16 protein-coding genes are annotated in these 15477 nt (G+C 71.1%); 15 read left to right on the top strand and 1 reads right to left on the bottom strand.

Annotation, left to right across the window (positions count from 1 at the left end):
- Positions 1-344 precede the first annotated feature (344 nt).
- The 11 genes from ABD198_RS09645 to ABD198_RS09595 all read left to right on the top strand — a co-directional run bounded on the left by ABD198_RS09645 (position 345) and on the right by ABD198_RS09595 (position 10347).
- Positions 345-728 carry a hypothetical protein gene (locus tag ABD198_RS09645; protein ID WP_285511804.1) on the top strand — a complete coding sequence of 128 codons (384 nt, stop codon included), beginning with the start codon at positions 345-347 and terminating at the stop codon, positions 726-728.
- Positions 725-1534: an SPDY domain-containing protein gene (locus ABD198_RS09640; protein ID WP_285511803.1), complete on the top strand. Its 810-nt coding sequence runs from the start codon at positions 725-727 to the stop codon at positions 1532-1534. The genes ABD198_RS09645 and ABD198_RS09640 overlap by 4 nt, the downstream gene beginning before the upstream one ends.
- Before the next feature lie 21 nt (positions 1535-1555).
- Positions 1556-1918 (top strand): hypothetical protein, encoded by a 363-nt coding sequence (locus tag ABD198_RS09635; RefSeq protein ID WP_285511802.1) that lies wholly within the window; start codon positions 1556-1558, stop codon positions 1916-1918.
- On the top strand, positions 1915-2718 hold the full coding sequence (locus ABD198_RS09630; RefSeq protein WP_343999369.1) for an SPDY domain-containing protein: 804 nt from the start codon (positions 1915-1917) through the stop codon (positions 2716-2718). The genes ABD198_RS09635 and ABD198_RS09630 overlap by 4 nt, the downstream gene beginning before the upstream one ends.
- A gap of 592 nt (positions 2719-3310) precedes the next feature.
- Complete coding sequence (locus ABD198_RS09625; protein ID WP_425580443.1) at positions 3311-4087, top strand: SPDY domain-containing protein; 777 nt, start codon at positions 3311-3313, stop codon at positions 4085-4087.
- 33 nt (positions 4088-4120) lie between these two features.
- Positions 4121-5911 (top strand): type IV secretory system conjugative DNA transfer family protein, encoded by a 1791-nt coding sequence (locus ABD198_RS09620; protein ID WP_285511799.1) that lies wholly within the window; start codon positions 4121-4123, stop codon positions 5909-5911.
- Positions 5908-6084 carry a hypothetical protein gene (locus ABD198_RS09615; RefSeq protein ID WP_285511798.1) on the top strand — a complete coding sequence of 59 codons (177 nt, stop codon included), beginning with the start codon at positions 5908-5910 and terminating at the stop codon, positions 6082-6084. The genes ABD198_RS09620 and ABD198_RS09615 overlap by 4 nt, the downstream gene beginning before the upstream one ends.
- A gap of 41 nt (positions 6085-6125) precedes the next feature.
- Positions 6126-6923, top strand: coding sequence for a hypothetical protein (locus ABD198_RS09610; protein ID WP_285511797.1), 798 nt, complete (start codon positions 6126-6128; stop codon positions 6921-6923).
- Between the two features lie 126 nt (positions 6924-7049).
- Positions 7050-7922: an adenine nucleotide alpha hydrolase family protein gene (locus ABD198_RS09605; RefSeq protein ID WP_285511796.1), complete on the top strand. Its 873-nt coding sequence runs from the start codon at positions 7050-7052 to the stop codon at positions 7920-7922.
- Between the two features lie 5 nt (positions 7923-7927).
- Positions 7928-9172 carry a DNA cytosine methyltransferase gene (locus ABD198_RS09600; RefSeq protein WP_285512085.1) on the top strand — a complete coding sequence of 415 codons (1245 nt, stop codon included), beginning with the start codon at positions 7928-7930 and terminating at the stop codon, positions 9170-9172.
- Positions 9172-10347: a DnaB-like helicase N-terminal domain-containing protein gene (locus ABD198_RS09595; RefSeq protein WP_343999368.1), complete on the top strand. Its 1176-nt coding sequence runs from the start codon at positions 9172-9174 to the stop codon at positions 10345-10347. Before ABD198_RS09600 ends, ABD198_RS09595 begins: the two co-directional genes overlap by 1 nt.
- Before the next feature lie 169 nt (positions 10348-10516).
- On the opposite strand, the gene ABD198_RS09590 is transcribed toward ABD198_RS09595, so the two are convergent.
- Positions 10517-11407, bottom strand: coding sequence for a DUF5655 domain-containing protein (locus ABD198_RS09590; protein WP_343999373.1), 891 nt, complete (start codon positions 11405-11407; stop codon positions 10517-10519).
- 198 nt (positions 11408-11605) lie between these two features.
- On the opposite strand from ABD198_RS09590, the gene ABD198_RS09585 reads away from it, so the two are divergent.
- The 4 genes from ABD198_RS09585 to ABD198_RS09570 all read left to right on the top strand — a co-directional run bounded on the left by ABD198_RS09585 (position 11606) and on the right by ABD198_RS09570 (position 15467).
- Complete coding sequence (locus ABD198_RS09585) at positions 11606-12112, top strand: BlaI/MecI/CopY family transcriptional regulator (RefSeq protein ID WP_343999366.1); 507 nt, start codon at positions 11606-11608, stop codon at positions 12110-12112.
- Positions 12109-13086, top strand: a complete 978-nt coding sequence (locus ABD198_RS09580) for a M56 family metallopeptidase (protein ID WP_285511793.1) — start codon at positions 12109-12111, stop codon at positions 13084-13086. Before ABD198_RS09585 ends, ABD198_RS09580 begins: the two co-directional genes overlap by 4 nt.
- A gap of 42 nt (positions 13087-13128) precedes the next feature.
- Positions 13129-15099 carry a copper resistance CopC/CopD family protein gene (locus ABD198_RS09575; protein ID WP_285511792.1) on the top strand — a complete coding sequence of 657 codons (1971 nt, stop codon included), beginning with the start codon at positions 13129-13131 and terminating at the stop codon, positions 15097-15099.
- A gap of 95 nt (positions 15100-15194) precedes the next feature.
- Positions 15195-15467 (top strand): hypothetical protein, encoded by a 273-nt coding sequence (locus ABD198_RS09570; RefSeq protein ID WP_285511791.1) that lies wholly within the window; start codon positions 15195-15197, stop codon positions 15465-15467.
- Positions 15468-15477: the final 10 nt, after the last annotated feature.

Genomic DNA, 15477 nt, shown 5'->3' with positions numbered 1-15477 from the left:
TCACTCCCACCAGACCGCCGACCCTATGCCCCACCAGCGAAAACGCAGTCCTCACGTCCGGAAAGACAACAGCTTCTAAACGCGGCGGGCCCCAGCCGGGGCCCGCCCTCACCCCCACCCGAAACAACCACTCGGAGAAGCCCGTAACTCCCCGCACACCCCCGCCGATGAGCCGGCGCCTCAGCCCCCGCTTGGCGACCGCAGTGTTCCTCCGCTACCTGCGCGCCTGCATACCGGCAGGGCCCGACCGCACCTGTCTCCTGGCCGGTGCGCGCCCCGAGGCCGCCCTCAGTGAAGCCCACCGGACCACCCGCCCGTAATCCCGATCTACCGCCTGGAGGAGCATGCCGCACCCGACACAGAACACCGCCCGACTGACCGCCGAGATCACCCAGCGGCTCGCATACCTTTCCCACGATCTGCACCAGCTGCCTGCCGACGAAGCCGTCCAGGTCATCGCGCGCATCGTCAACCCGGATGACGGCATCCTCGGCGCTTTCACCCAACTCGTAGAAGCCGGGTCCCGCCTTGCCCGGCACCAGGCCGAACGCGGTGCGCTGCCGGCAGAAGTGTGGCTGTCCCTGGGCCGGGCCGCGAACGAGCTGTACAGCATCGGCCTGGACCTGGACGACCACAAGGACACCCTCGTCCAGTTCGGCACACGGACGGGCCTGGCAGCGAGCAAGCCTCCCGCCCCGGCCCCGCTGGTCGCCCGGCGGCGCCGGTGAGGAAAACCCAGTGGCAGGGCTGGGGGCCGGGCGAGCAGGCCGAGCATCACTACCTCGTCGAACCGCGGACGCTGGCCGGCGGAGGCGACATCCGTCACGTCTCGGAGTTCCTGCGCGCGTCCGGCTGGCAGGACAAGTCCAAGAAGGGCGGCCCTCTGGTCATGGAGAGCCCCGACCGTGCGGTCCTCCTCTCCTACGACCCCTACACCCACCCCGGCGGCTGGACCATCCGCAGCGCGGCACAAGGCAACCAGGCCGAGTGGTGGGCGGTGATCGGCCGGCAGGCGCCGGTGGAGATCGTCGCTGGACTGACCGACGCTCTCACCCGCTCCCGCTCCCGCTCCGCGCACGCCCCCAACGTGTGGGCGCCCCTGCAAGAGCAGCACTGGCACACGCAGTTCGAAGGCCGGAACTACACGGCGTCCAGCCCCGACGGTACGGCGTGGATGCACTTCCGCCAGGACGGTGACGGCAACGCCCTGTGGTGGTCAGGCGCCCGGGACGAGCGCGGCAACGGCTGGATCGCCCAGTTCGCACCCAGCACCCCCATGCACCTCGTCCAAGCCTTCTCCACCGCGCTGGCCTCTCCCGAGCCGGTGATGCGCCCCCGCGGACGCGTCCCGCACAGCACGAAGATCCGGACCACCTCCGTGTCCGTCCTGCCCTCCCAGCTCAGCGCCTGGCAACAGGCCCGCATCACCGCCGCCCGCGCCGCCACCTGGGCCCGCAACTCCGTCCGCAGCCCACGCCCCCGCACCACTCCCCGACACCACGCCGGTGCCGGCGCCTTCCGCGCCCGCCGCTGACCCGCACCACCAAGGAATTCTGTGCCCGACCTCACCCCGGACAGCGTCCACGCCGCCACCGAGACCCTCTCCCGCCTCACCGAATACCTGCGCCAGGACCCGGACCCCGCCGAAGCCCTCGCCCTGGTCGAGCCGTTGCTGGACGAGTACACCGGCCTTCCCGTCCAGCTCGCCGACGCCCTGCGTGCCCTCGCCCGCACCGTGCAGACCCACCGCCCGGACACCCCGCTGGACCATAAGGTCGACCTTCTGGTCCAGGAACTGCGCAGTGCCGCCTGGGAACAGACCGACCAGCACACTCTCCACTACGTCATCGACGACCTCCGCGCCTTGTACGCCTCCTCCGAGCCGACGCGCACGCTGGGGTGCGGCACGTGCCGGTGAGCGGACAGCAGCTCGAAGAATTCGCCAGGAGGCACGCCTGGCGCATCCCGTTCGACACCAGTCCCCGTCACCTCGCCGGCCCCGGCGACGCCCGCCATGTCACCCACGGCCTGGCCGCCGCCGGATGGAAACGCACCTCCGACCCGCTCAGCCCCGAGATCGTCCTGAGCAGCCCGGATCACCGCTACCGCCTCGACTTCGTCCCGGAGTCCGGCACGTTCGCCTGGTGGCGGCTGTGGGCCGGATCCACCGACACCGAGCCGGGCTGGACCGCCACCTTCGGCGAACTCGTGCCCGCCGAGGTCCTCGCCGGCTTCACCGACGCCCTCGTCGCCCCCGCACCCACCGAACACAGCAGCCCGCTGGATGTGGTGGACGCTGCGGGATGGCTCCTGGACGCACGCGGCGCGGCCAGCTCACCGGACGCTGCCTGCCGCCTCGAACGGCGCTCCGACTCCCTCCCGTCCTGGCAGGTGGAGGTCCACGATCCCGACCGCGGGCGCCACGGCCCCCGGCTGTGGCACGCCTCCTTCGACGACCGCACGCCCGGCCACCTGGTCAACGCCTTCCTCACCGCGCTCGTCGCCCCCGCCCCGCTCCAGCGCGGGATGGGCGACCGCACCGCCCACCACAGCGCCGTTCAGACGCCCAGCCCGCTCAGGCCGGAGCAGATCGTCGAGGCACACACGGACCGTCTCAACAGCATCCGTGCCAAGGTCCGTGCCGCCCGCCGGCAGAACAGCAAACCCAGCACCTCCCCGGCGGCGCCCGCCGCCGCACGGCCGGTCGCCCGCCTCTGACCCCGCGAAAGGACACCCCTATCTCCCACCCGCACCGTGAGTTCCTGAACCGCCTCGACAGCTACATCCGCGAGGCCAAGAAGATCCTCGACGCCTGGAACGTCTACTCCGACGAGCACACCGACCTCGACGGCTGGCCGTACGACGACCACGCCTACGGGCTGCGCCAGCAACAGCGCGATGCCGACACCGCCGCAGCGTTCGAGGACCTGCGCGCAGGCGCCCAGCAGCTGCTGGACACCGCCGACGCACAACTGTCTCTGGTTCCGGCCGGCACCGCGCAGACCCGCTGGATCTACCAGCTCGGCGTCCTGCGCGACGCGCTGGACCGCCTCAACACGCTGCACGAGGAGTGGCTCCGCACCCGCGAAAGTCTCCCGGCCGACGGCAAGCCCGGGACGAACGTCTTCGACGCCGCCCTTGCCGAGCACCACGCCGAGTGCTGGAGCTACCTCGACGACTGGGCTACCCACGGTCACGTGATCAGTGAGATCAACACCGCTGCCCGGCACGCGCCGTCGCCCCTGGCTCCCCCGCCCACCACGCGACCAGCCCGGGCAACTGGCCGAACCGCGGCGGCACGGAGGTGACGGTGCACGACGGCCCTTCCCAGACGGTCGAGGTCGACTTCATTGCTCCACGTCACCTGGCCGGCGGCGGTGATCCCGCATGGATCACCGTCCCCCTGCACCGCGCCTGCGGCTGGAGCCACGGCCACGACCCCCTGATGCCGCGCGTCATCCTCTCCAGCCCCGATCAAAAGGCTCTCCTGCGGCTGGAACCGGACCCCGACGGCCAGTGGTGGACGCTCCAGCACGCGCCCACCGAGGACGGGCCTGCCTGGTACGCGAGCTTTGGCGCCCGCACCCCCGTCGAGATCATCGCGGGATTCACCGACGCGCTCACCGATCCCACCACCGACCGGGACAAGCTCCACGACCCCCTGGCGCCGCTCCTGGGCGCCGGGTGGTCGCCGTCCTACAACCTCCACCGGTTCGTCTCACCCGACGGCACCGTGCGGGTCGACGTCCACGAGACGACAGGGACCTGGTGGATCGGCGCCGTCCTGGACGACGCACGGCCCCCGGTGTGGCAGGCCCGCTTCGGTGAGCACACACCCAAGCACCTGATCGCCGCATTCACCACCGCGCTCACCGACCCGCACCCGGTAGCACGCACAGGCACGGTGCTCAGCCTCCCGACCCGCAACCCGGATCTGGTCACCCACACCCGCCAGGAAGTACCGGCCCAGCAGGTCGCCTCCGCGCTGGAGGACCGCGTCCGCCAACTCGCAGCCCGACACGCGGCCCCGGCAGCACCAACCGCCATCCCCCGACGCCCGTCCGCCGGTCCCGGCCGCACCCGCTGATGCCCTTGTCCCCGCACCGAAGCACGTAGCCCTTTGCCTCCTACCTCCGCCAACAACTCCGACGGTTACGACATCGCCTTCCGTCTCCTGATGGGCGTCCTCGCCGTCGTCGTCCCCCTGTCCCACCTCGCCTGGCTGTCCGGCAACATCACCGCCTGCCTCACCGGACACCCCTGGGCGTCGTATCAGCCGACCACCGCCTTGCTCCACCCCGACCAGCTCTGGCCGACGGTCGGAGAAACGTCCCTGCTGATCGGTGCCCGCATCGTCCCCGTCACCGTCCTTCTCGCCCTCGGTGCAACAGCCGGTCTGCTGTGGGCTCGGCACAAGAGCAACGGTGGTGGTCGGAAGAAAAAGATCACCGGAATGGCCAAGCCGAAGGACATCGAGCCTCTGATGGCCAAGGCGATCACCGACAAGGCGCGCTCGCTGCGTCCGAGCCTGAAGACCGCTAAGCACATCGACGCCCGCGATACCGGCATCCTCCTCGGCAATCTCCAGGGCACCAGGCACGAGGTCCGCATGGGGTACGAGGACGTGGCCGTCGCCATCATGGCGCCGCGGTCGGGCAAGACCACCTCGCTGGCGATCCCGTCGATCCTCAACGCGCCGGGCCCGGTCCTGCTGACCTCGAACAAGGCGGCCGGTGACGCCTACACCGCCACCCTCGACGCCCGCGCAGCGGTGGGCCGGGTGTGGTCGATGGACCCGCAGCAGATCGCGCACGCCGCCCGCGATATGTGGTGGAACCCCTTGGCGGACGCCAAAACGTTGGATGGCGCCGGCCGCCTGGCCGGTCACTTCCTCGCCGCCTCCGTGGACGCCTCCCAGCAGGGCGACTTCTGGTCCAAGGCCGGATCCAACATCCTCTCCCAGCTCTTCCTCGCCGCCGCGCTCGATGACCGGCCGATCACCGACGTGATGCAGTGGCTGGCCTTCCCCGCCGACCGCACCCCACTCGACATCTTGCGCGACCACGACTTCACCGCGGTCGCCGCCCAGCTCAAGGGCACCGTGGAAGGCCCGCCCGAGACCCGCGACGGCATCTACGAGACCGCCCGCCAGTACGCCGCCGCCCTCCTCAACAGCGAGATCGCCGCCTGGGTCACCCCGCAGAAGGACGTCCCCGAGTTCCGCCCGTCGGAGTTCGTCACCTCTACCGACACCCTGTACCTGCTGTCGAAGGACGGCGGCGGAGGCGCGTCGGCGCTGATCGCGGCGTGCGCGGACTCCGTGATGCGTGCCGCGACCGCCCAGGCCGAGCGCGCCGGCGGCCGGCTCGACCCGCCGATGCTGGCGATCCTGGACGAGGCCGCCAACGTCTGCAAGATCAGTGACCTGCCGGACCTGTACTCCCACCTCGGCTCGCGCGGGATCATCCCGATCACGATCCTGCAGTCCTACCGCCAGGGCCAGAAGGTCTGGGGTGACGCGGGCATGGACGCGATGTGGTCGGCCGCGACCGTCAAGGTCATCGGATCCGGTATCGATGACCCGGACTTCGCGGACAAGCTGTCCCGGCTGATCGGTGACCACGACGTCGAGACCACCTCCACCTCCACCTCCGAGTCCGGGAAGTCGACGTCCGTGTCGATGCGGCAGGAGCGGATCCTGCCGGCCGATGCGATCCGCGCCCTGCCCAAGGGCACCGCCCTGGTCTTCGCCACCGGCATGCGCGCCGCGATGCTCGACCTGCGTCCCTGGTACGCAGAGCCCGGTGCAGACGAACTGGCCGCCGCCTCCGCCAGCGCCTCGAAGGCGATCACCGAGCGTGCCGTCGCTAAGCACGCCCCGCTCCAGTCGGATTACCGGCAGGCCGCATGAGCGAGTGCCGGCTGCACCTGGTGCCGGTCCGCTCCCGCGAGGCCAAGGACTTCGTCCGGACCTGGCACCGGGACCACGCGCCCCCGCCAGGACAGATCTTCGCCGTCGGAGACGACTCCCCGACCAGCATGCCGCCCGTCTGCGCTGACCCCGTCTACCTCCGCAACATGTGATGACGACACCACCCGACCACAACCACACGCCCCTGTTTGACGTGGACGCGCCCGTGTCGCTGATGCCCGTGGAGCGGCTGCTGGCGCTCGCCGACCTGTACACCGAGCACAACGACCGGATCGACCTGCTGTTCGCCAGCCGCTCCCCTCATGATCCGGGTGCTTCCGTGTCATCCGCCCGGCGCCTGGAACGCGAGGCCCTTGCCTCCATCACAGCGGTCCGGCAGCAGCGCCTGCCTGCCATCGAACCGGTGTCCAGCGCCGTCGTACGGCTCAAGCAGATCGCTTACCTGACCAGCGGGGCCACCCGCTACCTCACCGCCGCCCAGCAAGCTCTGCCCGAGGGCGATGCGGCGCACGCACCTCCCGATTCCCGTCGGGGGCTCGGTCAGTACTTGCGACTGGCCCGCGAACTCACCGCCCTCGCTCCCGCCGCCATCGTCGAGTCCGCCACGCATATTGCCGCCAGACTTCCCGACCGGGCGCGCAGCAGCACCACTGTTCCCGGCATGGACGCCGGCCATCGCGACGCCTTGCTTGAAGTCGCCCGTGGCCACGTCATGGTCACCGGGCAGTACGGGCAACGCGGCTACGGCCACACCGTGCCGGTGGACGTCGACGTGCTGCGCCACCTGGAAACCCAGGAACTGGTGACCCGCGAGCCCGCCTCCGCACCCCCCTTCTTCCCCGGCGGGCCGCTACGCGACCGCGTCCGCCTGACATCTCTCGGTCTTTCCGTCCTCAGCACGGTCATCGATTCCCCTCTGCACATCCGCCTGTCCGCGGCCCGCCCCGTCTCCGCTCCGGCTACGGCCACCACCGCCCGCGCACGCCGCTGACAGCGCCACACGCGCGCAGCGCCTGCCTGCCTGCCTGCCGCAGCTCGTTCACGCAAGGAAGTCCCGATTCCCGCCTCGCCCACGCTCGTCTGTATATCGCTCGGCGCCGGCGTCCAGTCCAGCGCCATGCTCGCCCTCTCCGCCAACGGCCGTCTCCCCAAGGCCGATTACGCGATCTTCGCCGACACCGGCTGGGAGCCACGCGCGGTCTACCGGCACCTCGACCGGCTGGAGAAGGAGATCGCAGCTCCCGCCGGGATACCGATCCTGCGCGTCTCCTCTGGCAACATCCGACGCGACGCCCTCGACCCGGGGCACCGCTTCGCCTCCATGCCCCTGTACATCCTCAACCAGGACGGCAAGCAGGGCATGACCCGGCGCCAGTGCACCGGCGAATACAAGATCAAGCCGATCAAACGACAAGTCCGGGAACTCCTCGGCTACCCCTACCCGCAGCGCATCCCGAAGGACATCTTCGTCGAGCAGTGGGTCGGCATCTCGACCGACGAGTTCCACCGCGCCAAGGACGCCGACGTGCGCTACATGCGCAACCGCCACCCGCTGATCGACCTGGGCTGGTCGCGCACCGACTGCGTCCGCTACCTCTCCTCACTCGGTCTCGCCGACACCCCGAAGTCCAGCTGCCTGGGCTGTCCGTTCCACGGCAACGCGCAGTGGCGGCACATCCGGGACACGAGCCCCGACGAGTGGCAGGACGTCGTGGAATTCGACGCCGCCATCCGCCAGGGCAACGCCCGCGCGAACGCGGGCGGCAACCGGCTGCTCGGGCAGGCGTTCCTCCACCGCTCCCGGGTGCCGCTGGACCAGGCGCCGATCGACCACGTCACGGCGGCCGAGTGGGCCGCCCGCCAGCAAGAACTCGACGACCGCGCCCCCATGGAGGAGGAGCTGGAGAACGGGGTGGTCGACGGCTGCTCTCCCTGGGCCTGCCGCGCAGAGGCCGACCTGGTGCGGGACGACTTCGGCCTGGCCTCGTGAGACGGATCATCCTCGACTTGTTCGCCGGCCCCGGCGGGTGGAGCCACGCCCTCTCCGTCCTCGGGGCCCGCGACATCGGCCTGGAATGGGACACCTGGGCCTGCAAAACGCGCGCCCGAGCTGGGCAGTTGACCATCCAGACCGATGTCGCCCGCTATCCGGTATGGATCTTCTCCGGTCGCGTTCTCGGGCTGATCGCCTCCCCGCCGTGCCAAGCGTGGTCGATGGCCGGCAAACGCCTCGGCCTGGTCGACCAGCCCCTCGTCCACCAGGCCGTCACCGACCTCGCCGCCGGCCGCGACACCCGCGAGCAGCTGCTCTCCGCGTGCGCCGACCCCCGCTCCCTGCTCGCGGCCGAGCCCATGCGCTACCTGCACGCGCTGAATGCGGTGGGCGAGCCGGAGTGGGTGGCCATGGAGGAGGTCCCCGACGTCCTGCCGCTGTGGAAGCAGTACGCCGCGGTGCTGCGTACCTGGGGTTTCTCCGTGTGGACCGGGATCCTGAACGCGGCCGACTACGGCGTCCCCCAGACCCGCCGCCGTGCGATCCTCCTCGCTTCCCGCGTCCGTACCGCCGAGCCCCCGCCGCCCACACACGCCCAGATTGCCGAGCCCGAATCGCTGTTCGGTCCCGGCCGCGCACGGTGGGTGTCGATGGCCGAAGCCCTGGGCTGGGGCCGGACCGACGGCCCGGTGCCCACCGTGTGCGCCGGGGGCGGACCAGGAGGCGGCCCCGAACCCTTCCCCTCCGGGGCCCGCAAGACCCTCACCGACGCCCGCGCTCGCGGCTCCTGGACCCCACACCCGGGCGGGGCCGCCCCACACAGCAGCCGAACCGACCAGCCGGTCGACCGCTCAACGCAGACGAACACCACTGAAGTGCACCGCTGGGCGTGGTCCTTGCGGAGCAACAACCAGGCCAACGCCACCGTACGACGGGCAGACGAGCCGGCCGGGACACTCTTCTTCGGACACCGCGCGAACGAATGCACCTGGGTCGCCGAACCCGCCGCGCCCGTACCCCTGAACGTCCCTGAAGGACAGACCGTGGCGGTGCCGGAGCCGATCCGGATCACCGCCCGGGAGGCGGGCGTGCTCCAGTCCTTCCCGGCGGACTACCCCTGGCAGGGCAACAAGGGCCAGCAGTTCTCCCAGATCGGCAACGCCGTCCCGCCCCGGCTGGCCGCCCACCTTCTCGCTCCGCACCTGAACGTCCCGCTCAACACCGACGACTTCACTCTGGCCGCCTGATGCCCCGCACCCCGCAACCCGACGAGGACGATCTCGCCACCATCACGTCGTGGCCGCCGGTGTACTACGCCGAGCAGGCTCTACTTGGCGCCCTCCTGTCCGACCCGCAGCACCTCGCTGACGTAACTGGGATCAGCCCAGAAGCGTTCTCCACCGCGGCGCACGCCGCGGTGTTCGCAGCGATCTGCGCCGTGCCCGCCCCCGCCCTGGCCAAAACCACTGACTACGCCGCCGCGTTCGCCGCACTGCGTGCGCAATCACCCTCTGGCCCGGCCGAGCACACCGAGCACATCGTCTGGCTCGGCAAGGTGCTCACCACTGCCCGCAAGCAGGCACGCGGAGTGACCGCCGCACACCTGCACGGACTCATCAGCGCATGTCCCAACCCCCGGCACACGCCCGCGTACGCCCGGATCATCGCGGCCGAATCCGCCCGCCGCCGTCTGCGCAAGGCCGCCGCACGCCTGGTGCACACGGCACGGGACGCCTCGCTCCCACACCCCGTGCCGGCCGCACTGGCCGAGGCCGACACACTCGCATCCCTCGTGGACAAGATCGCCGCCGCCTTCCCAGCGCGACCCGGGCCCCTGCCCCGCACTCCCGCACCACCGCCGGCACCCCTGCACGACGGCGACGAGGCCGCCCAGGAGGAGCGGCTGTTGCTCGCCACGTGCACGGCGCGCCCCGCCGAAGTCGAGCAGATGCGCTGGCTGACCCCCGAGGACTTCACCCATCCCCTGCACGCCGGACTCTGGCAGTCGCTGACCGCGCTTGTACGCCGTGACGTCCCAGTCGATCCCGTGACCGTCATATGGGAGGCGCAGCAGCGTGGTGCCCTGAGCGCCGCCGACGACCCTCGGGACCTGCTCATTTTCCTTGCCGAACCGGACGTGTCCGCGCCCTACCTGGGCGAGCGCATACTGCACCGGGCTGCCCTCATCACGGCCCACCACGTGGGCCGCCGCATCATGGCGTTCACCGACGACCCGGCCAACACGCCCTACCAACTCGTCGTCGGCAGCCGCCGAGCCCTCGCCGAACTGACCGCCATTCGCGCCCGTTGGCATCACGCCACCACGCCCACGCCCACAACAGGGTCCCGGCGCCGCACGGCCAGGACGGCGCCCCGCCCGCCGCCCACCACAGCCCCACCCACCAGCCGCATCGCACGCTAACCCGCGCGGCAGGCTGGGCAGAGCGGGGCAACTTAGCGCGGGATCGCCGGTTAACCAAACCGGCGATCCCGCGCGTCATTGATGATCCACCACCACTACATGCCCGTTACGCCGGAAGGCACCACAATCCGAGCGCCGGTCGCTGATGCCGGCGCTACCCGTGAGCGTGTCAGGCAGCCGCGTAGCTGGCACGGAACAGGTTTTGCGCTCGATCCAGGTCCTGAAGCGTGCGCAGTTGCACCTCCAGGTCACCCGTCCCGTGATGGCCGAGCCCCGTCACGTCCCGGGTGAAGCCGGGTACGAGGTCGACCTCCTTCGGATCGACCTTGAGGTAGACGAGGAGCTTGGTCTTCTGCGGAGGGCAAACACAGGCGAAGTTCCGCAGACGCTGATACGCCCAGTACGTCTTGCGCTGAATGCGGTTCACTCCGTCCCCGAGGCCGAGCAGTGTCTCGTCCAGCGCCTGCGCCAGCTCGGCCAGCGCTGCACTCTGGCCGCCCTTCACCGCCAGTACGGTCGACTGCCTGCGGGACCCTCGTACAGCCGGCGGCCTGCCGCTGACGGAGGCCACGGTCTCAAGGCCGAGCAGGTCACTGCCGAAGAGCCGGTAGCGGACCAGGTCGATGCTGCGCCGGTGCTCGCGCACGGCATGCACGTCGTAGCGGGTGAAGTCACCGGCCACGCAGATGAGCCTCGGGCCGCTCCACATCACCTGGGCCGCGGCCGTCGGCCCGAGCCGGTCGCGGACCAGATGCTCGAACTCCGCCCGGTGGTCCACGAGCCAGCTCAGGTAGAACAGCCCCTGGTGAATGACGCCGGCGTCGACGCCGCGCTTGTACTCCACGACGACGGGTGATCCGTTCTCGTCCAGGCCGAGCGAATCGATCCTGCCCCCGTGGACAGGTCCCGTGCTGTACTCGCTCGCCAGGAAGCGGACACCCAGCAGCGTCTCCATGTGCGTCTCGACCATGCCCTGCACATCTGCCTCGCTCTCAGCGAGACGCGGCGCGACCTCGGTCGCGCCGCTCGTCGTCGTGTGGAACAGCTTAAGGCCCGACACCTCCCCCTCCTCTACTCGAAGATCGTCAACGCCAGACGATCCCAGGATTGTTTCCGTGAGGGGCTTCGACCCGGTGAAGATGGTGTGAGACGCCACGTCCGGGCCGGGGCGCAGCGTCCCACTCACGAACACGCCCCACGCCTTGTTCCTGGCCCGAATCAAAGGAGCCTTGCAAGGCCGAGAAGGCCCCCCTCAGCCGTGACCGCGGAACGCATCACCACCGAGATCAGCCTGCGGCTCCACGAAACGACCGACGAGGGTGCACTCGGCGCGAACGACCTACTATGGCGTTTAGGTTTTCAGGCGATTGGTCGGCGGAGAGGGCGTGGGGTGCGGGGTTTCGGTGAGCTGGAGCAGGCGATCATGGATGTCGTCTGGGCCGCCGACGCGCCGCTGAGCGTGCGCGATGTGCTCGGGCGGCTGAACGCCACCCGGCCGCAACCGCTGGCCTACAACACCGTGCAGACGGTGATGGAAGTCCTACACCGCAAGGACTGGCTGACCCGCGCCAAGGACGGGCGGGCCTTCCGCTACAAGGCGACCAAGAGCCGGGAGGAGTACGCCGCCTCCCTGATCGACCAGGTGTGGGCGACGGGTGCGGACCGTACGGCGACGCTCGTGAGGCTCTTCGACGAGCTGGACCCGGGGGAGCTCGCCGAACTTCGGGCCGCGCTCGCCGAGCGGACAGTGGGAGAGCAGGGATGAAGATCGCCCTCTTGCTGCTCGGCTACGCCCTCACCCTCGGGGCACTCGCCCCTCTATGGCTCAGCCGGACCGGGTGGACCTCTCGATCTCCGCGCCTGGGTATCTGGGCGTGGCAGGCGCTGAGCGCGACCGTGGTGGTCTCCGTCGCACTGGCAGGCTTGGCGGTCGCCGTGCCGACGCGGGCGTTCAGCGGGAGCCTTGCCGACATGCTGGAGGCGTGTGTACTGGCGCTGCGCGTGCAGTACGCGACGCCGGGCGGGGCGGCGGTCGCAGCCAGCGGTACGGTATTGGCCGTCGCCGTCCTGGCCCGGGCCGGCTGGTGCCTGACCGTCGGACTGGTGCGTGCGCGGCGGGAGCGATCCCGCCACGTCGAGGTGCTGGCACTGGTCGGGACCCATCGCGCCGACCTCGGCGTTACCGTCCTGGATGACGAGCGCCCGGCCGCCTACTGCCTGCCCGGCTACGGGCATCGCATCGTGCTGACGTCGGCGGCACTGGCCGCGCTGGAACCGCGTGCCTTGGACGCCGTGATCGCACACGAGAGGGCCCACATCCGGGGGCGGCACCACCTGGTGCTGGCGTACGCCGAGGCGCTGGCGCGTGCCTTCCCCCGGGTGGCACTGTTCCGCGCGGCGGCAGCCGAAACCCGACGGCTGGTGGAGATGGCCGCCGACGACGAGGCCACCACGGAGGCCGGCAGGCTGACGCTGGCCGGCGCCTTGGTGGAACTGGCCGGAGCGGGTGCTCCGGCTGCTGCATTGGCGGCTGGAGGGGACGTAGCCCGGCGGGTACGGCGACTGATGGCACCGCATCGCCCGCTGCGCCGCGCGGTGGTCTGGGCCGGGGCACTGGCAGCCTCCGCCGTCCTGACACTGCCAGTGGTGCTGGCCGTCGAGCCGGCCGTGGCGTCGATCGACATGACGGCCTGCCCGCTCATGGACGCCCCCGCGGCAGTGAATGCCAAAGCCGCCTGACCCGGCAACTGACCCCCGCACCCCTACTCCTATGATGCCTAGGTGTTCAAGGTGTGTGGCGGCCGTGTCCGCCGGAGCGTGCGGCTGATCGTCGCACTGATGCTGGCCATGGCGGGACTGCTCGTCGCCGCCCCGGCCTCGCAGGCTCATGCGGTGCTGCTGTTCGCGTCCCCAGCGATCGAGGGCGCGGTGCCCACCGCGCCGAAAGCTGTCTCGCTGGTGTTCGACGAGCCGGTGCAACCCGCCGGATCGCGCACCGTGCGCCTGACGACCTCCGCCGGGAAGACTGTGGCCGTCGGCCCCGCCGAGCGCAGTCAGGGCGGCCGCCAGCTCACGGTTCCCCTGCGAGACACGCTGACAGCGGGCGTGTACACAGTCGCCTGGCAGGCCACCGCTGCCGACGGTGACGTGATGGGCGGCAGCTACCGCTTCGCCGTGGGCTCCGCCGCCGCCGGGCTCTCCGCCGGGGAAGCCGGAGGCCAGCAGCAGGTGAGCGGCGCCGGTGTGACCGCAGTACTGCGCTGGGTGTTGTTCGCCGCCTTCGCCTTGGCCCTGGGCGGGCTGGTCGGGGAGCGGCTGGCCGCTCGGCACGGGATCCGCACGCCTGGCTCGTGGGCGCGGACAGGTGCGGTCTGCGGGCTGGTGGCCTCGCTCGGGCTCGCTGTACTGATCGCGGGCGGCGGGAGCCTGGCCGAGGGGCTCTCCTCCCCGTCCGGTTCAGCGCTGTTCGGCGGTCGGGCCGGGGTGCTGGCGGTGGTCGAAACGGCGGGGTGGGTGGTGGCCGCGGTGGCCTTGGGTCGCGCACGGCAGCCGGTAGTGGCGTTGGCCGGACTCGCGGCTGCTCTGGTGGCGGAAGGGCTACGCGCCCATCCGGCCGGTGCCTCTGCCGCGTGGGGCCCGGTGCTGACCACCGTGCATCTGGCCGCCGCCGCGGTATGGATCGGCGCGCTCATCCACCTCGTTCGTGTCGGCGTCGCCCACCGCTGGGACGCTCCGTTCCGGGCCACGCTGGGCCGGTACGCCCGGCTCGCCCTGGCCCTCGTGATCGTCGTACTGCTGACCGGGACGCTGTCCGGGCTGCTGCTCGTCTCCCCCGCCGACCTCTTTGGCACTTCGTTCGGCAAGGTCCTCGCCGTCAAGCTGGTCTTCGTCCTGGTGGTGTGCGCGCTGGCACTGGCAGCCCGGTGGCGGATGGCGCGTACGGCGCCGCGCTCACTCGTACGAGTCGAGGCGTCGGCGCTGGTCGTGGTGCTGGCGGTGACAGCCTGGCTGTCGGTGACGCAGCCGCCGCGGGACGCGAGCGGCGCGCTGCCCTTCGCTCCCCCGGCCACCGGCGCCGCGATCACCGTCGGTGGCCGTGCGGACCAGATCGGGATCGCGGCCACCGCCTCGGCCGGGCAGGTCGTGCTGCGGCTGACCGCCCCCACCACGGACCTGGAACGCGGCGACTCGCGGGCGTACGAGGCGTCACTGCGGCTGGCCGACGCGGCCGGCCGCTCCCGGACCGTTCCCTTGCGGGGGTGCGGTGACGGCTGCTTCTACGCCCCGGTGGCCTGGAAGGACGGTCCCAACCTGCTCACCGTGCGGGCCGCCGCGAAAGGCTGGGGCGGCGGCAAGGAGACGCTTCGTGTGATGTGGCCTGTCCGCCCGGACGCCGATCTGCTGGCGCGCACGGTGAGGGCCATGCGAGCGGTGAAGACGTTCACCCTGCACGAGCAGGTCGCCAGCGACACCGCGGGCGCGGCCGTCGCCCCGACCCGACTGGAGCTGACCGGAAACCGCTTCGTGGACTCTGAGCCGTACGCGACCGGCCAGGCCGCCCAGACCTCACGGTTCACGGACGCCGAGGGCCACACCGTGCTCGCCCTCGGCTACCCCGGCGAGCGGCTCGCCCTGGAGCTGACGCTGGACGACCACTACCGCGTCGTGCGGGAAACCCTCGTCGCTCCCAACCACCTCATCCGGCGCTCCTTCACCTACGCTGGAATAGCGGAGGCGGGCGACCGACCATGACCATGCGGCGGCGGACCAGAGCCGTGGTGTTGGGCCTGCTCGTAGCCCTGGCCACGCTCTTCGGTGTGTCATGCCTGTGCGCCCAAGGGGCGGCGATGCCACCCGAGCCCGCCGGCATCGCCTCGGTCGCCCATGACCGCGCGGACGACCAGGTGCGCGAGCACGCGTGCCCGTCTCGTGCACACGACCAGTGCGGCTCGGAGTCCGCCGTCGACACGCCGACGACCGGTCCCGGACCGCACCCGCAACCGCTGGTCCTGCCGGCCCGGCCGGACACGCGGCCGGCCGTCGCCTCCCCGGCGACCACCCCGTACACCGCGGGCCCCCGGGCCCCGGATCTTCACCTCCTGCAGGTGCTGCGGATCTAGACCGGATGCT

This window comes from Streptomyces thermocarboxydovorans (assembly GCF_039524635.1).
In the GTDB taxonomy this organism is placed as follows: domain Bacteria; phylum Actinomycetota; class Actinomycetes; order Streptomycetales; family Streptomycetaceae; genus Streptomyces; species Streptomyces thermocarboxydovorans.
Note: the sequence above shows the minus strand (reverse complement) of the source record. Positions and strands in the feature narration are given on the sequence as shown.